Raw genomic sequence first — 20,318 nt, 5'->3', positions numbered from 1 at the left:
AACTTACTAACCCTGATACATAATATCGATGATTATATTGTCTCAATAACGGAATAACATACAACCATAGCGAGGTGCATCATGATGAAAGCCGTAACATATCAGGGAGCAAATTCAATCGAAGTAAAAAACGTAGATGACGCGAAGATTGAAAAGAAAGATGATATTATCGTGCGGATTACAAGCACATCCATTTGCGGATCAGATCTTCATTTATATCAAGAAAATTTTCCACTGCCAAAAGGCTATATCATCGGTCACGAACCAATGGGAATTGTGGAAGAGGTAGGATCGGAAGTAGCTCGAATGAAGAAGGGTGATCGTGTTGTAATCCCCATTATGATTCGGGAGGCTATTTCGGATATTCTGAGAAGTTCGGCAATTACCCCGGCGGTCAAGCGGAATACCTTCAAGTGCCTTTTGGCAATTTTACGCCGTTCGTTATCCCCCCGTCCTGCGAGCTTGAAGATGAGCCGCTTCTATTCCTGTCTGATGTGCTTCCGACAGCCTATTGGAGTGTGGAACATGCAGGTGTCAAAGCAGGCGATACCGTAATTGTACTTGGATGCGGTCCTGTAGGATTGATGGCTCAACGCTTTGCTTGGATGAAAGGGGCCGAACGCGTCATAGCTGTTGATCATCTTACCTATCGAATGGAACGTGCCAAGCAAATAAATCGTGTCGAGACGTTTGATTTTACGAAGAATGATGATATGGGGGAGCATTTAAAGGAAATTACACATGGGGGAGCCGAAGTAGTCATTGATTGCGTTGGTATTGACGGGAAGAAATCAACACTTGAATATATCGAGCAGAAGCTGAAGCTGCAGGGGGGAACGCTTGGACCGATCCAAATATCGACGAAAGCGGTTCGCAAATGCGGCACAGTCCAGATAACAGGTGTATATGGAGGCAATTATAATTTGTTTCCGTTAGGTGCTTTTTTTGCAAGGAATATTACACTAAAAATGGGACAAGCACCAGTAATCCATTATATGCCGGGGCTGTATAACAAAATAATGGAGGGCAGTTTTGATCCTACAGCCATCATTACGCATCGAATGCCGTTGGATCAAGCAAGCCATGCGTAAAGGTCGTATTAAAGCCATAAGTGTTGCTTAGATGTACCCATACTTCGCTTTAAATCCGTTTTAATTCATCGGAATTAGAGAATAAAAGGATTGAGGAAGTGTACAATAATTCTAAAATGACGTGGATACCCCACGGAGGTGTGCCCAAGTGCAAGCTGACAAACGTTTTGACTTATTAGCACTTTCATCAATTCCTTTGATAATGACGTTAGGCAATTCAATGCTAATTCCCGTATTGCCTGAAATCAGGAGACAGTTGAAGGTGAGCTCATTCCAAACAAGCCTGCTCATTACCGTATATTCCGTAATGGCGATTTTCCTCATACCCATTGCCGGCTATTTATCTGATCGAATTGGCCGCAAGGCAGTCATTATTCCCAGCCTTATCATAACAGGCATTGGAGGTGGTGTGTGCGGCGCAGCAGCGGTCTGGATGGATCATTCCTATTCAGTCATTTTATTGGGAAGGGTTCTGCAGGGAATTGGTGCTGCTGGAGCAATGCCCATCGTTCTGCCGTTAGTAGGGGATATGTTCAAAAGTGAAAAAGATGTGAGCAGTGGTCTCGGCATTATCGAAACGGCCAATACATGCGGTAAAGTATTGAGCCCTATTTTGGGAACAGCCCTGGTAGCAATCGTTTGGTATCTTCCTTTTTGGGCCATTCCAGTATTGTGTCTAATTTCAATTCTGCTCGTCCTTTTTTTTGTCAAGCAGCCCAAAGAATCTGATTCTGATTCCGAACCAATACCCGTTCGCGACTTTTTAATACAAGTGATGAAGTTGATTCGAGAGAATTCGCGTTGGTTAATCGCCATATTTGTTATCGGGGGACTCGGCATGTTCATGCTGTTCAGTTCGTTATTTTATTTATCGGAATCGCTGGAAGACAAGCATGGGTATAAGGGAATTGTAAAGGGTCTGCTGCTTGCGATACCGTTGGCTGTATTGAGTACTTCCTCTTTTATTGCTGGAAAATGCATAGGAAGTAATAAAATCGCGATGAAATGGATCATTGTGTGCGGATTGGCCTTAACAGCAGCAGGACTTGGCATGTGCATACCAACGAAATCTGTTGTATCCCTGTTCATTTGGCTAAGCGCTGCTTTCCTCGGAATAGGAGCATCCTTGCCCTGTCTCGATTCCTTTATAACCGCAAGCATTGAGAAGAAGCATAGAGGTACGATTAGTTCCTTGTACAGCAGTATGCGTTTTGTCGGCGTTGCTGCCGGCCCAATGATAGCAGCACTGGTAATGAATCATACACAGATCAATTTATTTCTGGTCTTATGTGCTTGTGGGATAGCTGCTGCACTTTCCGGCTTGTTTGCAATCAGAGCTTCAAGCGGTTCACAACAATCGCAAGGCTAACTCTGTACGGCAGTTGTTTCTCGGCAGAGCTAGACTGTCAGAGAACAGGCCAGGGAAAATTTCTGTAGGAAGGTATTACTGAGGTCGAGACCAATAGAACAGGGGGATATTCATCTCGTTGGTCTCGCTAGCCATCATCGAAGCACTATACAGAAAATGTAATTTAACGAATTGAGTAAACACTCAAATCAGACAGTATAAAGCAGTTGAGTTGACCACTGTAAACGGCTACTCCCCCAATATCTAAATTATCAATATCTTCGTAATTGACTTCAGCACACTGATCGCCTCTCAATGCAAGAGATTTCTTTTTCAAGCACAAGTAAAGAGGGATGTTTTAAATTTTGATTGATATGTATATAAATACCAGATATACAATTCAAACACACTATACTTTATACATTGAATATAAGTTAATTACACTTATGTAAGCGCTTTATTTCTAGTAGATTTAAATTGTATTCGAATATAGCACCTCATGGTGCGAGGAGGAGACTTACAGTGGTCAACACGATGAAAAAGAAAGTGAAGCTTCTACTCATCACCTCGCTTCTGGCTATTTCCACATTCGGCCCGGTGATGGCTCCCACTGCATATGCGGAGCAGCCGCACACCTCATACTGGCATCCAGCTACTCTCCTAGAGTGGAGCCCAACAACCGACAAGGATGCGAAATTCAACCGTGGAACGATCTCACTTGCAGATCGGTTCACAGGACAGAAAGTAAATCCGAATGCGCAAGACCATTCCCGGCTTGTTGCATTGTCGGCGCTGAATGATAATACGAGTGGTGTTCCGTCTCAAGGTACAGGGCAGTTCCGTACCGATGCCTTCGGTTACTGGCAATATGTTGATGTTATGGTGCTGTGGGGAGGATCAGCTTCCGAGGGCCTGATCGTTCCGCCAAGTGCAGATATTATTGATGCAGCACACAAGAATGGAGTTCCGATTCTCGGAACCATCTTCTTCCCTCCAACTGCATATGGTGGCCAATACCAATGGGTAAAACAAATGCTGCAGCAGAAACCGGATGGTTCCTTTCCAGTAGCTGACAAACTGATTGAAGCAGCCAGCTACTTCGGCTTCGATGGCTGGTTCATCAACCAAGAGACAGCTGGCGGGAATTCTTCGGACGCCACGAAGATGCAGCAATTTATGCAATACTTGCAAGCGCATAAGCCATCCAATATGCAGATCATGTGGTATGACTCAATGACGAACGGCGGCAGCATCAGCTGGCAAAATGAATTAAATGCACGAAATCAAATGTTCCTGCAAAATGGTACGCAAAAGGTTGCGGACAGTATGTTCCTCAACTTCAATTGGTCCGCTTCGATGCTTCAGAACTCTAAAAATAAAGCGATCAGTTTAAATCGCGATCCTTATGATTTATATGCCGGCATTGATACAGAGGCGAATGGCTACAACACGAACGTCAACTGGGCTGGAATCTTCCCTAGCAATCAGAAAGCTGCTACCTCACTCGGCATTTATCGGCCAGATTGGGCATATCGCAGTTCAACGAGCAATGATGAATTCTATACGAAGGAGATGAAATATTGGGTAGGTCCGAACAGCGACCCGCGCAATACGACAACATCTTCAAGCTGGAAAGGGATCGCTAATTACTTTGCTGATAAATCATCAATTCAGCATCTGCCGTTCACGACTACCTTTAATACGGGGCACGGCAATCAATTTGCAGTCGATGGTACCGTCCTAAGTATGAAGGAATGGAACAATCGCAGCTTACAGGATGTACTGCCAACTTGGCGTTGGATTACAGAAAGCTCCGGTACAGCGTTGAAGCCGAGTTTCGATTGGAGTACAGCTTATTACGGTGGAAGCTCACTGAAGGTGTCTGGCTCATTGAGTTCACAGAACGCAACGCATCTGAAGCTCTATCGAACGAATCTGCCGCTGTCCGGTGATACGGAAATATCCGTTACCTATAAGACAGGACAAGCTGCATCTCATATGAAAGTTGGCGTTTCGTTCGCTGATAATCCGGGTCAATTCGAATTCTTCGAAGTAGGGGATGGGGATCCAGGCGTATGGAATACCAAGGAGATATCCGTCGGCAGCTTCGCAGATCGAACTGTTGATGCAATTTCACTGAAGTTCGACAGCAGCAATGCAATTAACAACTACGCGATCAATATTGGGCAATTATCTATTCGGAATAGAGGAGATATGTCCTCTCCAGAAGCGGTAACCAACTTGGCTATCGAGGAAGTTGATTTCTCAGGCAATACAGCAGATGCTCGGTTGAATTGGAATGCATCTGCAAGCGGCAATGTGCAAGCGTATGAAGTATATCGAGTGAAGCCAGATGGAACACGTGAGTTCGTAGGGGCGACACCGAATACAGCCTATTATGTTCAACCGATGAGCCGCAACTCCGGGGAGCAGCAAACAACATTAGAAGTGTTGGCGCTAGGAACGAATGGGGTACGAAGTTCCGCTGCTCAAGCAAGCTTTGCATGGCAGGAGGCCCCTTCCACAATGAATTTAGCTCTTAATCAAAATGCTACGGCAGACCGCTTCGTACCGGGTGAGACACCTGCCAAGGCGTTTGACGGAACTACTGCAAATAATAGCAAGTGGTGTGCAACGGGCTCTGAGCCCCACTGGCTGCAGGTCGATCTGGGCTCCGTATATACCGTTGATAAATTTATCATCAAGCATGCGCAAGAAGGCGGAGAAGCGGCAAGCTTCAATACAAGAGATTTCAACATTCAGCTAAGTGAAGATGGCGTGAACTGGATGGATGTAGTGACGGTAAGCGGCAATAATGCTGGCAAGACGACACATAATATTGTACCAACTTCGGCACGTTACGCGAAGCTGAACATAACAAAGGCAACACAAGAATCTGATTCTGCAGCACGCATCTATGAGTTTGAGGTGTGGGGACAGTAGCTTCAAACATACAAGCAAGCCCTGACACAGGTTGTCAGGGCTTTTGTTATCGGTTCAGACGATTCATCCCAGAATCCTCTATCTGGACATTGACGTCAATCCGTTCAAGAGAGTTGGGCGTGAGCTGCAGTAAGGAACCATTTTTGTTTTTTTGCCAAATGGAGATGTACTTGCGATATGCACGATTTTGCAGCGAATAAATGTCGAGTTTTCTATTCAATCCTTGTTGAAATGTTTGTTGTACGTCATTCCTTATTTTTTCCTTGGCCGCGGCAACGATATATTCTTTGGTTGAATTATCCGTAATTTCTTCGACAGAGCCTCGGACATCGATTACGAGGTTGAACTTAGGGACTTCGCCTTGCAGCAACACCTTAACTGATGCTTTCGGTTTATTTATTGTAAGAACCGCATCAGGAGTGGTTGGACGCCCTACTCCTATATGAACCCTTTTAATTTGATTTGACATCCATCGCAAGCCAAGTACTTCTTCCTGCTTCAGCCAACTTTTATACTTCCCTTTTTGAAGTACAAACACTCCATTGAGCTCGTACTGACTAATTTTCTTCTTGTCCTTGGTCCATTCCTCATTGTTCAAGGAAAGGCTGGGCAATAATACGGTACTTCCCGGCTCATTCAGCTGTGCGACCATTTTCATCAACTGCAGTGGAGGAATGTTCGACTGCTGCTTCAGTACATCGTCCGGGGAATATAGCATAGAAGCGATGGGTGACAAATTGAATGGAAGCGATACCGTGAATAGGTCTTCGATTGGAGTTTTGGTGCCGTACACCCATGGCGTATAACGAATTCCTGAAAAACGAAGAAGGGAATCAACCATCTTATTCACATCTTTTTGCAAGGCGCGCTCACTGAAAATGAGTACAGCCGTATGATCCCAAATAATTTGCAGCGTGGAAGCTGCAAAAATGTCATTTACTGCTGTGTCCAGTGTATATCCTTCTCCGCGTCCAATCCAAGTAGGTGTTTTGCTAGAGATTCTTGTCCCTTCTTGCTTGGCGACATTTGTGAACTCCAAGGAGTTCGTATACACAATATATTTCCCGTTATCATAATCAATGCCAAAAGCAGTGACGTAGTTCAGATCCTGAACATTTTTAATGTCCCAGCAGCCCGTAAGGAGCAAGAATAGGCAAGGCACGCTGATAAGTAAGCATAGTTTATTTATACCGTGTCTGCACGGAGATTTATCTACTGTGTGATCAAATACGCTCATTTTGGCTCCTTTCCTTCGCGGGTCTTGTCAGTAGTTCGGAGCATAATAGGGCGACGATTTACAATTTTGACAGGCAAAGCAATAAGCGATTTCAGCATATCCCCGAAAATAGGCGGTGACAGTGGTGATAAGTAGGGTATGCCAAATGAATGCAGTGACGACAAATAGACAAGTATGGCCATGACGGAAATGAAGAAACCGTACATGCCAAGCATGGAAGACACGATTAACACAAACAGACGCAATATACTTACCGTGCCGCTCAGCGATTGATTTACCAAAGTAAAGGTAGCGACGGCCGTGACTGCTGCTACAACAAGCGTAGTAGGGGAACTGAGACCTGCTCGAATCGAGGCATCTCCAACAATGAGCCCTCCTACGACGGCGATCGTCTGCCCGACCGCCTTTGGCAAGCGAATGCCTGCTTCACGGAAAATCTCAAATAACCCAAGCATTAATACCATCTCCATAGGAGCAGACAGTGGAAGCCCTAATCGAGAGTTCGTTACTGTTGCTAATAGAGGGAATGGGAGCTGTTCTAAATTGAAGGCAATTAACGCAATCCAAAATCCCGGCATAAAGATAGAGATCATCAAACCGACAATCCGCAGCAGCCTTTGAAACGTTACGAAAAAATACGGGAAATGGATATCTTCAGGCGATTTTAATGTTAATACCAAGTTTGCTGGACCAATCAGCACCATGGGTGTCCCCTCAACAATGATGATGAATCTGCCCCTGACGAGGGATTGTACGGCATAGTCGGGTCTTCCAATGTAATCGAGTAAAGGGAACAAGGAATAAGTTGAGTCGCCAAGAGCTTCTCCTAGCTGCGAACTGCTGACGATAGCATCTGTATCGATTGCTTCAATGCGCTGCTTAATATCACGCATCATGCTTGGATTCGCTATATCCTCGATGTAGAGCAAGGAAACTTTGGTTTGGCTTCGAACTCCAAGAACAAAGGACTCACACTTTAATGAGCGGGTACGAAGACGCTTGCGAATAAGTGCAATGTTCATCATACAGCTCTCCGTAAAGCCGTCCTTCGATCCTTTAATTGAAATTTCGGTATTGGATTCTTCGGGAGCTCGATTGGGCGGGTCTGCAATGTCGAGCGAATAGTAAGCGTTTTGTTCTTTGAACTCGATAATGAGATGCCCAGCGAACAATAATGTCTCTACATCATGTACTCTATTCTTTGCCTCGATAGGCTGGATTGCTAATAAGCTATTATGTTTGTGAAGCAGATCCTGCACAGAATTGGCATCCTCCAAATTGGCTTTCAACTGGGGGATCACATATTGATTCAACTGTTTAGTGTCAGCCAATCCTTCACAATAGATGAAAGATACAGTGTACGAACGCATGCTTGATCCAAATGAGTAGGTTTTCTTCTGAACATCTGCACAATTCTCCAATGCACAAAATAACTGTTGGAGGGTAATCGGCTGGCTTTCAGCTGAATGATCCTTCGGTCTTTGATTCAACGTTTTATTTGGTTTCACGAACGATCCCTCCTTTGTATCTGTGCTGTCTGTAGTAGGTGAGAACAGCGAGCATCACGGACAGAAATATAAGTACATACGTAACGATTGGGAAATAGACGATTCTTAACAAATTGACGAATTGAATGTCATCTCGATAAGTAACAACAGCAAGGAATATGATTGCAGTCGTCGCCACGCCAACACCGATCCTCGTATGATGGCTTCGATGTGGAATGGCATCGATGATGAGGAAGATCGCCAAAGCTATTCGGATGAAAGAACCCGATAACCATTGATAAATTGACAAAAAATCAAGATGCTCAATGTATTTGCCTGCGGTTACAATTCTCCACTGCTCGAAGGCCGGATACCGCATGGAAGAAGCATTTACAATTCCGAAGTTAGCTATAGAGCCGATATAAGGGCCGATTGTAAGGCCGGCAAGAATGAACGCAAGCGTAGACATACCCCAGAATCTTGGCTTATTTGACATGTGCGGCAGCATGAAAATGATAAGAATCAGCTCGGCCATACCGGCTCCGATCAGAATGAGCCCATTTATAATAGGAGTAAACCCATGTTCGAATAATGGGAATATCAGGGAATAATCCTTATATTGAAAGTTAGCACTCATTACGACATATCCGAGAATAATGACGATCGGAAGAAGAATGCCAGCACAGATCGCAATTGAATGTATGCCGATTAAGGCACTGGAGAGGGACAATAGAATCAACGCACCAGCGATTACAGTCGCCGGGGTACTTGGCAAATATGAGATTCTGGTCCAAGTTGCCGTGTCTTCTAATGTCACAAATGCCGAGAAGAGCAAATACGTAATAATCAAAATCGTAACCGTCCAAGCGGCAAAGCTGCCACCCAGCGAATAAACCCAAGAGAACAAGGGTAGGGGGCGATTCGGCTTGGCTCGAACTATGATCAAAAGCAGCGGAATCCAGCACAAGGCGAGTACGAGTGCAATCAGAACACTAACCCAACCGTCTTTATGAGCTTCACGCAGCAGAAGTGGAATAACAGTAACGTGATTCATAAGGCCTGTAGACATAATGACAATAAAACAAGCTTGCAGAAAGGTAATGGAAGGTCGCGGCATGAGGTTTGTTCTCCTTTGTTCGATCTCAAGTCAACTCAGTAATCAATGCGATCATGTATAACCATTATTTTGAGTCGAAGTTAGGAAATTCATCCATAGCATAAGTGTAAATCAGAAGCTTCGCTAACCAGAAAAATGAACCCTGCGCTGCAAAGGAGAGAAAAAACAGCACCGCCTTCTTATCTTTGCAGAAAGAAAGGCAGTGCTGTTGAACGATCAACGATTTACAATTTTAGTTCCATTCCATCTTCAGCGATAAAGAACGCTCTATCCAGTACGAGCTTCGAAAAGGAACTTGCTTGGTCGTTAACCGGATTCGTATGATTGAAGTGTGTAAAGTAAATCTCAGTATGCTCAGCCAATCCTTGCAACCGATCCATCGTTTCGGTCATGACAGGATGGGGTATTTCTTTGTAATTGCGTCCCATCCGCTCAATTTCTTCAATGGAATGAAATGTTCCATCTAATAAGCATATATCTGCTTCCTTCGCTATGTCATAAATATCACGATCCCATTCGTTCCATCGATCGATGTCCGGAATGTAGAGCAGCTTGCGTGAAGGGCCTTCGATCCAGAACCCGAATGTCTCCGACAACTCATTGCGATGCGGTACTTCAATCGGTGTTATTCGAACGAGAGGAGACAACTGTTCTTGCCGCTCGTGGTGAATGCTGTTCAATTGTATATTATTCAATTCCACCAATTGCGACCAAGGGGCGTTGGTTTCCAGCATCTCCTTCATCTTGTTCCCACTGAAGACAGGAACACCTCTCGCACCGATCGCCTCTCTGCCCAAGAACATCAACCCAGGGTAGTGGCCAATATGCGCATGGGTCAGCCAAATACTGCTCATGAGCTCTCCTTGAAGCTGGTACTTCATCTGTACGGAAGCCATCTGCTCTCGCATATCTGGTGTTGCATCTATAAGATGCCATTGTTTGCGATCCGGTTCGATAATGGCTAAGGAAGCGGCGCGTCTGCGCGTACCATTGTGCATTGCAGCCATACAATTCTGACAAAAACAATTCGGGTGCGGTACCCCAGCATCTTGTGCTGTTCCGACAATATTGACGATAACCTCATTCATGTCCGATTCCTCCTGCTGTTACTTGATCACCCTTCGCGTGAACAGGATATTCCTTCTTCACAATGGTCCAACCGGTGATCCCGTATACGATATTAATAAGCGGAACAAGGAAGGCGAAGAAAATGTATGGAATAAATTGTTCCGCACTCACGCCAAGCATGTTTGCAGCGAACACAGCGGGAACTCCCCAGGGTACTAGCGTTATGCCGACTGTTCCAGCAGCTTCCACACATCTTGATAAATTTTTCGTATCAATATTCATGTCCTTGTAGGTCTGAACGAATGTACGTGTAGGCAATATAATCGCCAGAAATTGCGCGCCACTTGCAAAGGCTACAAGGAAGGTTGATGCAATAGTAGTCGCAATGAGCGAACTTGAAGTCTTAATTCTGGATACGAATGGCCGAACAAGTGCTTGGAAAATGCATGTTCCTTCAAGCAATCCACCAAGTGCAGTTGCAATGGTCAACAGCCCGATCGTATTCAGCATAGAGACTAGACCGCCGCGATTCAATAAGGAATCGACTGCTTTCACGCCGGATTCGGTATGGAATCCGTTCGTCATTGTGTTCACCATCGTTGTGAGGCTATCACCTTGCACGACCATAGAGATTATTCCGCCAATGATTCCTACTAACAGCAATGTCGGCAGAGCCGGAAGTTTCTTAATCATTAAGAAGATGGTAAGAACAGGCAGCAACAGTAGTAAGGGATGGATAATGAACGAATTTTGAATTCCGGTTAATATCATATCGATATTGGCTGTATCCACAGCACCTTCTACTGTGCGCGTGCCAACTAGGGCATATAAAGCAACTGCGATAACAAACGCGGGAATCGTATCCCATAACATGTGTCGTACATGGCTGAATAAATCCGTATCAGCCATTGCTGGTGCAATATTCGTTGTATCGGATAACGGCGACAGCTTATCGCCGAAGAATGCTCCTGATATGACTGCCCCTGCAATTAAGCCGGGGGAGAATCCCATGCCTTCACCTATGACCATGAATGCCAACCCAATCGTAGCGATGGAAGTGAAGGAGCTGCCGAGCGTAATGGCAACAATGCCAGTTACGATAGCGACTGCTGGAACAAAGAATGAGGGATGAATAAAAGATAAGCCGTAGTAGATCATGGTAGGTATGACTCCACTAGAAATCCATGTTCCAACGATCATCCCGATGACAAGCAAAATGAATATTGCTGGCATTGCTTTGGATACGCCATTTACCATCATGTCCTGAAGCTCATCCCATTTATAACCGCTAATCACCCCTACTATAACGGTGACGATGATGCCAATCATAAGCGGGATGAACATGCCTGCTTTCCAGATGGAAATCGAGGCAGCCCCCGCAGCCATTAGCGCAAGGATAGGTAACAGCGCTAACCCAATTGATACTTGTCGTTTCATGTTCGTTTCACTCCTTTATGTCGTAGTTGTAGTGGTTGATGCTCATAAGTCGACTTGTTGAACAACCTGTATATATAAAAAAAGAACCTCCATCCCCAAATAGGGACGGAAGTTCCGCGGTACCACCCTGATTAACAAAATAACTTTTGTTCACTCATCTATTTAACGGCATTGCCGGACCGAAGTCAGCTCCCTAATTGTAATTCACTGCATGTCCCGGCTTAGTTCGCACCTTCCACCAAGTCTCTGATTTTCCGCCACAGACAGCTACTGTATTAGTTCTACGCTTTTTGATATTCTACTGTTTTGCTTTCTTGCTTTTTTGCTTTTTGGCTTTCATGTGATAAATCAAATTATAGACCTCTGCATTCGTTTGTCAACAGTAATTTTTTGACGACTGAGTTAGAGTTCGGATTTTAAACGATTCAGAAACCGCTTCGCCACATGCGAAATTTGCTTGTCTGAGGCATGCACCCAGCCATAATAAAATCGCTCTATATTAGGAGATTCCAAGGTTATAGGAATGATTTGCTGACTATCCTCTTTGAACGAGTAGTCTATTCCTATCGTCACCGCAATTCCTTCTTTTACCGCATTGTGAATCGCTTGCGTATTGTTGCTGATGAACAAAACATCAACCCCACCATACGTTTCGACAAACTGTGACATGTAATTCCGAATATGTTCATCCTCATAGAGGACGAACGTCTGATTGATTAGCTTCTCTGGTGTTATCACATGTTCCCAGCGCAGTGGTGATTGCTCATTCACTCCGACGACAAGCTTGCCTTCGAGCAATCTCTGAAATGTTAAATTGCGCTGTTGATGAAGGAGACTTTCCGATAAAGCGATCAAACCGATATCAATCTTATCCTGCTTGATTAGATCCACGATTTCTTTGGGGCCTTTTTCCATGATTTCAAATTTGACAGCAGGGTAATCGCGCTTGAAGCGGGATATAACATCGATTAATAAATGCATTGGCCCGGGAATTGTGGCTATCCGTAATAGTCCGTTTACGGTATTGGTATAAGACTGTGCTTCTGCCTTCAGTTCATTGAGTTTCGCTAATACTTCACTCGCAATGCCAATGATTGCTTGACCCTCAGGCGTTGGAACCGCTCCTTGTCCGCGTGAACGCTGGAATATTCGAATGCCGAGTTCTGATTCCAGCAAGGAAATGGACTGACTAATGGCCGAAAGGGTTACATGCGATTGTTGTGCGGCTTTCGTTAAAGATCCTGTCTTCGCCACCTCAACAATATTCTCAAGCTGCTCAATATTCATATAGACACCTCAATTCATTACTTAAGTAATACTTAATTATATATTAGTTTATATAAATTTTAGTTAATTATCTAGAGTGTTACAATAAAGGCATAGCAAGAAGCAAGAGTCAATGAATAATCTCACAGTTATGATGAAGTACGTACACATTCGACGAGGAGGAATCGAGCATGGCTGAGACAAGAGTAGCGGTTATTACAGGTGGGGCAAGTGGAATTGGGAAAGAGACGGCATTGAAGTTCGCCAAAAAAGGGGATCGTGTCGTTGTCGCTGACTTTAATGAACAAGCAGGACAAGAAGTCGTTGCCCTCATTAAAAAACTGGGCGGTGAAGCGATCTTTGTCAAAACTGACGTGTCCAAACTAGAAGAGGTAGAAGCACTCGTAGAGAAGGCTGTTGAAACGTTCGGCCGAATTGATGTGATGTTCAATAATGCGGGGATTGGCCGCGTGACTCCTGTGCTTGACCAAAATCTGAAGGATTACCATGATGTGATTAATGTGAATCAACATGGAGTTGCGTACGGAATTATTGCAGCTGGACGCAAGATGAGAGAGCTCGGAATTCGTGGGGTAATTATTAATACCGCTTCGGTGTTCGGATTTCTGGCTTCGCCGGGGACATTCGCTTACCATGCAACGAAGGGGGCTGTCATCATGATGACGAAGTCCGCTGCGCTTGAACTCGCTGCATATGGCATTCGAGTGCTTGCTGTTGCACCGGGCGCTGTCGACACACCGATTATTCAAGGCTACAAAGATCAAGGCATGGTAGATGCGATGAAAGCGAAGGTTATCGGCAATAAGTTGACACAGCCTGAACAAGTAGCCGATACGGTATACTTGCTCTCCCTTGATGAAGCTAGCGCAATTAATGGCAGTGTTGTCATGGCTGATGAAGGCTACGCATCGTTTAAATAATATCACAACAGTAGGATCATACATTGAATAACGGACAAGCACCTCACATCCTTATCATTAGGAGTCAAGGTGCTTGTCTTTTTTGATTAAATATACGTTACCACAATGCGAATGCCGGCCAATATCAAGCTAAATGCTCCATAAATAACGGCACCCTTTAAAAAGCCAATAAAATGGAATTGATAGTCTTTATATCCTCGAGCGCCTTGTGTACCTGGAATGATAATGAATGCAGGCGTAATGATACAGAATAGGAGCCAATCCAAGATGATGAGATCCGTCAGGCTAACCATTGTGAAAATCAAATAAAACTGAATGAAAGTAGTCCAAAACGTAATCTGATTTCCATCGAGTACAATCGATGATAGCAATGGAGCAAGCGTAAGCAGCATGACAACCGAGCCTATAAGAAGAAACTGCCTTTCTTCCGTCTTGCTTTTAGGCTTTGCCAACCGTTGTATTTCCTTCGGATAATCCTGTAGCCATATTCTTGGATTGTAGGCAAGAGAGGTGAGCAAGATGACTAGAAATAGGATTGAGTAAATTGATCCCTCTATTAGAATTCGATACATGTTAACCATATGTATGAATTCTCCTCCTTCAACTGTTTTTCTCTCATAATGAATAGGTGAGCTTTGAATGTAGTATATTCCAAATATGTTTCACCAACAACACATATTTTGCCTGGAGCAAAATAATTTCTTGTGAAGACGAATCTTAGTACCTGAACATGTATAGAGGAACATAATTCTGGAGATAGTTTGCATGAGGTGAATCAAATGAAACAATTTCATGTTCTTACAACCATTATTCTAATCACAGTTGTCTTGTCCCTGCCCATTCAGGCAAACGCCGAGGTCAATAGAATGCTTAAAGAGGCAGATTCTGATTTGTATCCCGACATGCTGTTGCTTCTGCTTCTGCCCCAAATCCAAGAGGCCGTCAATTCTTATTACAGTAAGATATTGAAGGTAGATCCTGTTGTGTATCCATATGAAATAGACATTGTAAAGGCAGAGAGAATAGATCAAAATCCCAAGAATCGTGGGTATGACTTTCTCCTTACGCTTGAGGTTCAGCCTGTCATTGGGCCACATATTGCAGTAGGGCAGGATCGGATGACTCTAGAAATATCGCCACTTATTACGAACATAGTGAAAATAACAAGCTATCAACATGTCCATACTAACCAGTTACCTCTCAATTGGCAGCACCTATTACTGCGATAATTGGTTCTGAAACAAAACGGTTTCCAAATTGGTATAACAACTATGCTGCTCCTAATATCACGCAAAGTGCTGTATATACGGTATTCTTCACAACAACATCATAAAGCCGCGAATCCCCCGTTATGAGAGTCAAAAAAATGAAATGAATATAAGCCACTGTACTTGAACATATTGTTCAGTAAAGTGGCTTTATTCGTATACAAGGATTAAGGGCGATCCGGAATTGACCCAAAAATCATCGAATCTGTTAGCATTTCAGTTGGAGCGTGGTTGTCAGTCAATACTTGTGCGTTGGCAAGCAGCTCATCATTCACTTCCTTTAGCCCTTTCTGCCATTGTTCGAGATACGGGTGAATGGGACTATTCAGATGTATTCGATTGAGATTATCTGTTTGCAGCGGGCGTATGGATCCGATGATCATGTAGTTGTATTGCCCTGACGACTTCACGATGTACGTGTTGGGAAATACCTGCTTCACTGTCTTCGCCATCGCTAAGAGCAGTGGAGAATCGGGTGTTGTCACGTTCACATTTAAAGCAATGAGTCCATCTGGATTCAGATGCAATCGAAGGGTATCAAAAAACTGCAGAGTCGATAAATGAGCAGGAATATAGATTTGCTGCGAGTAGCAGTCGACAACTATGATATCGTATTTTCGATTCGTATTACTAATAAATACACGCGCATCCTGATTCACAATCTGAGCATCTTCAGGCTTCAGCCCCATAAATTGATAACTAAGCGCAATAACCTCGGGATCTAGTTCTACACCAGTAACATTCATATTTGGAAATTGTGGCTTCACATACTCAGCCAACAACCGAGGAATCGTACCACCAGCGGAACCCAATACGAGCAGCTGATCCGGCGAGTTGGTCAAATAGGGAAGCACTAAATAATCATTGTAGTAGTCGCCAGCATGCAATCCTGGCTTAGCCCTCCGGATCGATTGAACACCACCGCCCTCGTTGTATACTAAAGAAATATCTCCATTAGAAGCCTCGACGACTCTGACATATTGGTAGAACGTATCCTTGGACCAGAGGACTTTCTCATTTGCGGAAGTAGACACGTTGTCATTGATGAAGAAATAGGAAAGCACAGGAACAAGTAGAAGCAAAACCAACCAACGCTGCTTCGTATGTCGCAGTCCCCAACCGCTAATTACAATCAGAGCAGCAGACCAAATATAAATTGACTCTCTTGCTCCCAACAATGGGATCGTAATCATAGCAGTGCCGAATGTGCCCACTAAACTCCCTAATGTGGAGCACGCATACAGATTGCCAGCTACACGGCCAATGTCCTTCGATTGATCGGATACTAACCGAATTGCAAACGGACTCACCATCGCCAGTAAAAATACAGGGGGAGCAAATACGATTAAAACGGCGAAGAACGAACAGAAAATGATCCAGACGGGTGTATTCATTATGCCATTGGTAAGAAACTGAAATATGAAGCTACCCCATAAGGGCAATAAGGACACAAGGACACCGGACAGTAGTGACAGCATCATTAACAACTTGCCGCTCGGCCAACGATCGGCCCATTTGCCACCAACCCAATATCCGAGAGAGAGTGATAGAAGGATAAGTCCAATAATGTTCGCCCACACAATCATCGAAGTACCAAAGTATGGCGCTAGGAAGCGGGAAGCTGCAATTTCGATCGCCATGACGGAAGCGCCCGTGATGAATACATATAGATATAGAAAACGGATTGAGAAATGGTTATTCAAGTATTCACACCTCGAATTAGCTAATAGGATCAATGCTTCTGAATCAGTGTTCACACAATTGCACCTATTCATACTGTCATTCCTCAGTTACCATGTGGGAAATATCTGCGATCCCGTCATCTGATCAATAACTTCATTTACATTTATAACTTGTTTCAAAAAAGAGTAGCTCTATTGAATTCTATAATCTGGTAGTATTTACGTAGATACGAAAACTAGAACGATAGTGGGGGCGGTTGGAATGTCACGATACAAAATGCCAATTATGATTGTTGCCCTGTTGTTGATTTCGGGCGTACTAGGTAATCATGTGTATCAGACACGAATTACGTATTCACTACATGATTTAGTCATGGATTATGTAAATGAAGCCAAGATCGAATCTATTTTTCTGAAGAAGTTTATGTCAGGGGATAACGAAGGAAATAATTACGCTCACATCACTGATAACAAACAAATTGAGCTCGTTATGAGTACACTTCAAGATATTCGGGTTCGAAATGACTTCTCGGCATCCAATTTCCCCGAATACCCAGCCTATCTGCTATCTTTCTATGGAGAAAAGGGTGATATGGTGTCCTATATCATGTCCGAAGGAGGCGAGATTTTACTTCATGGGTATGCAGACTCAAGTAATAAATCTTATCGGACTATAGATGATGCCCGTCAAAAACAGCTCAAGCTTCTAAATCAATGGTTAGTAGAAAAAAGTGACGGGACGTCATGAAATTACCCTAGAAACGAACTCCGATACCGTAATCTTGACTTTAAGGGTTGCCTTAAATATGATAGTTCTATAACTATCAAACAAAGTGAAGAGATACATAAACAAGGAGGCTCTCAATGAAGGGTGTAATCGTGAACAAACCAGGTGGACCAGAGCAGCTGGAGATAACAGATTTACCGAGCCCACAGCCGCAAGCTGGAGAACTGCTAATCGAAGTGCATGCTGCAGCAGTGAATCGAACAGATATTGTCATGCGCGAAGGCAAGGCCGGATATGCTACAAACCCTATTCTAGGGGTAGAAGTTGCCGGAACGGTCATCGAAGTCAATGGAGAGAGCACCTATACGGTTGGTGATCGAGTAATGGGGCTTGTTAATGGGGGAGGATATGCCGAATATGCGGTCATGCCAATTGACCGGGTTATCCCGATTCCCGATTCATTCTCATTTGCTGATGCGGCGGCAATTCCAGAAGTATTCTTAACTGCGTACCAGACGTTATATTGGATTGGCAAGCTACAACAAGGCGAGACGGTGCTTATTCATGCAGGCGCCAGCGGAGTAGGCACAGCTGCGATTCAACTTGCGAAACAGATCAGCAAGGCAACCGTAATTGTAACTGCAGGTTCTGCGAAGAAGCTGGACTTCTGTCGAGAATTGGGTGCAGATGTACTCATCAATTATAAGGAGCAATCCTTTGACGAAGAGGTGCTTCGTGCTACGAATGGGCAAGGGGCAGATGTAATTCTGGATTTTGTAGGGGCGGATTATTGGGAGAAGAACCTTGCCAGCATCAAGAAGGAAGGCCGGTGGGTGCTCATTGGCGTGCTCGGCGGGGTCAAGGTACCGCAGGTGAACTTATTTGCCTTAATGGCAAAATGCGTACAAGTCACAGGAACCTTGCTGACGCCTAGAAGTGATGAGTACAAGGCGAAGCTGACACAGGATTTCGTCTTGAATATTATGAAGCACTTCGAACGCGGGAGCATAAAACCAATCATCGATACCTCCTATCCATTGGAAAAGGTGAGCGAAGCTCATGTGCGCATGGAGAGAAACCAAAATGCAGGTAAAATTATTTTAAAGGTGAAGTGATTTATTTTTTCTCCCTTTAGTAATTCCCTGTCCTTTTCTTAACTAAGGAAACTTACTTCTTTCTTTCATTGTAGATACTTATTCTATAAACATTTCCAGGTTCCCTTGTTAAACTGTCATTTTTCTCAATGGAATCGTTGACTTCTTGAAATACTGGGTGAGTGTCGTATAGGAGTATTTATAATGACAAATGTTCGGAGAAATCAAAATAAAAATATATTCATGAAGATCGAGGATCGCTAATATAAGTATAGCGGTCCTTTTTGCATCCAGCATGTGTAAGCGATGTAAAGAGAGGGAGAGGAGAATCAGCTTAATAAAAGGCTTGGACGATTTACGAATGCATAAAGACTTTATCATCAATAACATGTGAAGGAAGGTATGATGGCATGAAGAATAAAAAATGGTTGGCGTTGCTAGCTTTCCTAATAGGGCTAACCAGCTTTATTTCGTCTGCTGGCGCTTCTGAGGTCATTTCACCGCAACAGCGATTGGCAATCTATTATGGCTGGCCTTCTGTCGTAAATGGTGCGGGTGGAAATGTAACAACTGCAACGAACACCTTTGCTCAGTTTGATATCATCGTGTTTGGGGCAGGTCTTGAAGAAACAACACATGGAGATCATGCCAACACAGTTGCGGTTATAAACAATCTAAATGCACTCGGCGGCAAGAAAGTGTTTGGATACGTGAATTTAGGATGTACTCCGAACCCTGATACAACAGCGATTAAGCAAAAAATCAACAAATGGAGTGATATGAACGTATATGGTGTGTTCCTTGATTGCGCAGGATTTGATTATATTGGCGTGACCAGAACAATCCAGAATGATATCACTGATTATGCACACGGGAAGGGTCTCAAGGTGTTTATGAACGCTTGGAATCCGGATCATATTGGAGGAGATCTTAACGAAAAAGGAGTGTATCAGCCGTCGCGTGTCGGTGCTGGTGACTGGTATCTTGCCGAGAGCTGGCTTATATACAGCAATACGTATCAATCGATTTCTGACTGGGCTGTAAAGGCTGACAAATGCCTCACCTACAAACGCAATAAAGGCATTGAAACGGCTGTCATCTCTACGAATGCCCCGAGCAGCGCCCAGCCAACAGATAATACGACCGATAAATTTAAAATGGCTTGGTGGGCCGCGGCTATGTACGGGTTTCCGTTCCAGTGGAGTGATAGTTGGTATTCCGCTGGAAATAATGTGCTGAACCTTTATCCAGACGCAGTGAATTACGGCTCGTCGTTTATTGGCGATCCGGTTCATCATTCAGCCTCAACCAGCAATTATCGCACAACAGACACAGGCACGATCTATGTGGTAGGTGATGGTGCTAATACAGGGAAAGGATACTATACGGCGAATTAAATAGACATTAGTTTAGCCAAACACCTGAATTGCCCACACCACTCCGGTATTTTCCGTTATAAAAGAAAGGGTGCCGTATAGGCACCCCCAGGCTGTCGAGAAAGTCTCGACAGCTATTTTTATATTCATTTATTTCAACACGACACCGCGTTAATGTTGTATAATTACGGTAATAAATGAGATCGGGAAGGTGTTCAAGAATGCTTCGTTCAAAT

The 20,318-nt window shown here is 44.0% G+C and carries 16 protein-coding genes, 1 pseudogene and 1 other annotated feature; of the genes and pseudogenes, 8 read left to right on the top strand and 9 right to left on the bottom strand.

Annotation, left to right across the window (positions count from 1 at the left end; genetic code table 11):
- Nucleotides 1–84: 84 nt before the first annotated feature.
- The 3 genes and pseudogenes from M3661_RS09415 (at nucleotide 85) to M3661_RS09405 (ending at nucleotide 5,382) form a co-directional block, all read left to right on the top strand.
- Nucleotides 85–1,091, top strand: a pseudogene (locus M3661_RS09415) (alcohol dehydrogenase catalytic domain-containing protein).
- Between the two features lie 202 nt (nucleotides 1,092–1,293).
- Nucleotides 1,294–2,460 carry an MFS transporter gene (locus M3661_RS09410; protein WP_251484890.1) on the top strand — a complete coding sequence of 389 codons (1,167 nt, stop codon included), beginning with the start codon at nucleotides 1,294–1,296 and terminating at the stop codon, nucleotides 2,458–2,460.
- 501 nt (nucleotides 2,461–2,961) lie between these two features.
- Complete coding sequence (locus tag M3661_RS09405; RefSeq protein WP_251484040.1) at nucleotides 2,962–5,382, top strand: endo-beta-N-acetylglucosaminidase; 2,421 nt, start codon at nucleotides 2,962–2,964, stop codon at nucleotides 5,380–5,382.
- 46 nt (nucleotides 5,383–5,428) lie between these two features.
- Here M3661_RS09405 and M3661_RS09400 read toward each other — a convergent pair whose 3' ends face one another.
- The 6 genes from M3661_RS09400 to M3661_RS09375 all read right to left on the bottom strand — a co-directional run bounded on the left by M3661_RS09400 (nucleotide 5,429) and on the right by M3661_RS09375 (nucleotide 13,015).
- On the bottom strand, nucleotides 5,429–6,619 hold the full coding sequence (locus M3661_RS09400) for a Ger(x)C family spore germination protein (protein ID WP_065292758.1): 1,191 nt from the start codon (nucleotides 6,617–6,619) through the stop codon (nucleotides 5,429–5,431).
- Nucleotides 6,616–8,127 (bottom strand): spore germination protein, encoded by a 1,512-nt coding sequence (locus M3661_RS09395; protein ID WP_065292757.1) that lies wholly within the window; start codon nucleotides 8,125–8,127, stop codon nucleotides 6,616–6,618. The genes M3661_RS09400 and M3661_RS09395 overlap by 4 nt, the downstream gene beginning before the upstream one ends.
- Nucleotides 8,114–9,223: an endospore germination permease gene (locus M3661_RS09390; protein WP_251484037.1), complete on the bottom strand. Its 1,110-nt coding sequence runs from the start codon at nucleotides 9,221–9,223 to the stop codon at nucleotides 8,114–8,116. Before M3661_RS09390 ends, M3661_RS09395 begins: the two co-directional genes overlap by 14 nt.
- Before the next feature lie 224 nt (nucleotides 9,224–9,447).
- Nucleotides 9,448–10,311, bottom strand: coding sequence for an MBL fold metallo-hydrolase (locus M3661_RS09385; RefSeq protein ID WP_251484034.1), 864 nt, complete (start codon nucleotides 10,309–10,311; stop codon nucleotides 9,448–9,450).
- Complete coding sequence (nhaC, locus tag M3661_RS09380) at nucleotides 10,304–11,728, bottom strand: Na+/H+ antiporter NhaC (protein ID WP_065292754.1); 1,425 nt, start codon at nucleotides 11,726–11,728, stop codon at nucleotides 10,304–10,306. The genes M3661_RS09385 and nhaC overlap by 8 nt, the downstream gene beginning before the upstream one ends.
- A 98-nt stretch (nucleotides 11,729–11,826) precedes the next feature.
- Nucleotides 11,827–12,021: a binding site (T-box leader), on the bottom strand.
- A 109-nt stretch (nucleotides 12,022–12,130) separates the two neighbouring features.
- Nucleotides 12,131–13,015, bottom strand: coding sequence for a LysR family transcriptional regulator (locus M3661_RS09375; protein ID WP_251484033.1), 885 nt, complete (start codon nucleotides 13,013–13,015; stop codon nucleotides 12,131–12,133).
- Between the two features lie 170 nt (nucleotides 13,016–13,185).
- On the opposite strand from M3661_RS09375, the gene M3661_RS09370 reads away from it, so the two are divergent.
- Nucleotides 13,186–13,935: an SDR family NAD(P)-dependent oxidoreductase gene (locus M3661_RS09370; RefSeq protein WP_065292752.1), complete on the top strand. Its 750-nt coding sequence runs from the start codon at nucleotides 13,186–13,188 to the stop codon at nucleotides 13,933–13,935.
- Nucleotides 13,936–14,021: 86 nt separating this feature from the next.
- Here M3661_RS09370 and M3661_RS09365 read toward each other — a convergent pair whose 3' ends face one another.
- Nucleotides 14,022–14,516, bottom strand: a complete 495-nt coding sequence (locus M3661_RS09365) for a hypothetical protein (protein ID WP_065292751.1) — start codon at nucleotides 14,514–14,516, stop codon at nucleotides 14,022–14,024.
- 198 nt (nucleotides 14,517–14,714) lie between these two features.
- On the opposite strand from M3661_RS09365, the gene M3661_RS09360 reads away from it, so the two are divergent.
- Nucleotides 14,715–15,164 (top strand): DUF3888 domain-containing protein, encoded by a 450-nt coding sequence (locus M3661_RS09360; protein WP_251484031.1) that lies wholly within the window; start codon nucleotides 14,715–14,717, stop codon nucleotides 15,162–15,164.
- A 206-nt stretch (nucleotides 15,165–15,370) separates the two neighbouring features.
- Here the strand turns inward: M3661_RS09360 and M3661_RS09355 are convergent, their stop codons facing one another.
- Nucleotides 15,371–16,906, bottom strand: coding sequence for a spermidine synthase (locus tag M3661_RS09355; RefSeq protein WP_251484029.1), 1,536 nt, complete (start codon nucleotides 16,904–16,906; stop codon nucleotides 15,371–15,373).
- A gap of 241 nt (nucleotides 16,907–17,147) precedes the next feature.
- On the opposite strand from M3661_RS09355, the gene M3661_RS09350 reads away from it, so the two are divergent.
- From M3661_RS09350 to M3661_RS09340, 3 genes are all read left to right on the top strand, one after another.
- Nucleotides 17,148–17,633: a hypothetical protein gene (locus M3661_RS09350; protein WP_251484027.1), complete on the top strand. Its 486-nt coding sequence runs from the start codon at nucleotides 17,148–17,150 to the stop codon at nucleotides 17,631–17,633.
- 116 nt (nucleotides 17,634–17,749) lie between these two features.
- Nucleotides 17,750–18,727: an NAD(P)H-quinone oxidoreductase gene (locus M3661_RS09345; RefSeq protein ID WP_251484025.1), complete on the top strand. Its 978-nt coding sequence runs from the start codon at nucleotides 17,750–17,752 to the stop codon at nucleotides 18,725–18,727.
- 389 nt (nucleotides 18,728–19,116) lie between these two features.
- Nucleotides 19,117–20,103: a hypothetical protein gene (locus M3661_RS09340; protein ID WP_251484023.1), complete on the top strand. Its 987-nt coding sequence runs from the start codon at nucleotides 19,117–19,119 to the stop codon at nucleotides 20,101–20,103.
- Nucleotides 20,104–20,110: 7 nt separating this feature from the next.
- On the opposite strand, the gene M3661_RS09335 is transcribed toward M3661_RS09340, so the two are convergent.
- On the bottom strand, nucleotides 20,111–20,318 hold a 208-nt coding region (locus tag M3661_RS09335), incomplete at its 5' end, for a hypothetical protein (protein ID WP_251484021.1).

It is taken from the genome of Paenibacillus sp. MER 180 (genome assembly GCF_023713665.1).
GTDB classification, from domain to species: Bacteria; Bacillota; Bacilli; order Paenibacillales; family Paenibacillaceae; genus Paenibacillus_B; species Paenibacillus_B suaedae.
This window is presented reverse-complemented; position numbering and strand designations above follow the sequence as displayed.

What these genes read in the sequence shown, in the direction of transcription:
- M3661_RS09365 (WP_065292751.1), bottom strand. Translation starts at nt 14,516, where the DNA reads ATGGTTAACATGTATCGAATTCTAATAGAGGGATCAATTTACTCAATC.
- M3661_RS09410 (WP_251484890.1), top strand. Translation starts at nt 1,294, where the DNA reads ATGACGTTAGGCAATTCAATGCTAATTCCCGTATTGCCTGAAATCAGG.
- M3661_RS09340 (WP_251484023.1), top strand. Translation starts at nt 19,117, where the DNA reads ATGAAGAATAAAAAATGGTTGGCGTTGCTAGCTTTCCTAATAGGGCTA.
- M3661_RS09390 (WP_251484037.1), bottom strand. Translation starts at nt 9,223, where the DNA reads ATGCCGCGACCTTCCATTACCTTTCTGCAAGCTTGTTTTATTGTCATT.
- M3661_RS09375 (WP_251484033.1), bottom strand. Translation starts at nt 13,015, where the DNA reads ATGAATATTGAGCAGCTTGAGAATATTGTTGAGGTGGCGAAGACAGGA.
- M3661_RS09385 (WP_251484034.1), bottom strand. Translation starts at nt 10,311, where the DNA reads ATGAATGAGGTTATCGTCAATATTGTCGGAACAGCACAAGATGCTGGG.
- M3661_RS09345 (WP_251484025.1), top strand. Translation starts at nt 17,750, where the DNA reads ATGAAGGGTGTAATCGTGAACAAACCAGGTGGACCAGAGCAGCTGGAG.
- nhaC (WP_065292754.1), bottom strand. Translation starts at nt 11,728, where the DNA reads ATGAAACGACAAGTATCAATTGGGTTAGCGCTGTTACCTATCCTTGCG.
- M3661_RS09400 (WP_065292758.1), bottom strand. Translation starts at nt 6,619, where the DNA reads ATGAGCGTATTTGATCACACAGTAGATAAATCTCCGTGCAGACACGGT.
- M3661_RS09350 (WP_251484027.1), top strand. Translation starts at nt 17,148, where the DNA reads ATGTCACGATACAAAATGCCAATTATGATTGTTGCCCTGTTGTTGATT.
- M3661_RS09360 (WP_251484031.1), top strand. Translation starts at nt 14,715, where the DNA reads ATGAAACAATTTCATGTTCTTACAACCATTATTCTAATCACAGTTGTC.
- M3661_RS09370 (WP_065292752.1), top strand. Translation starts at nt 13,186, where the DNA reads ATGGCTGAGACAAGAGTAGCGGTTATTACAGGTGGGGCAAGTGGAATT.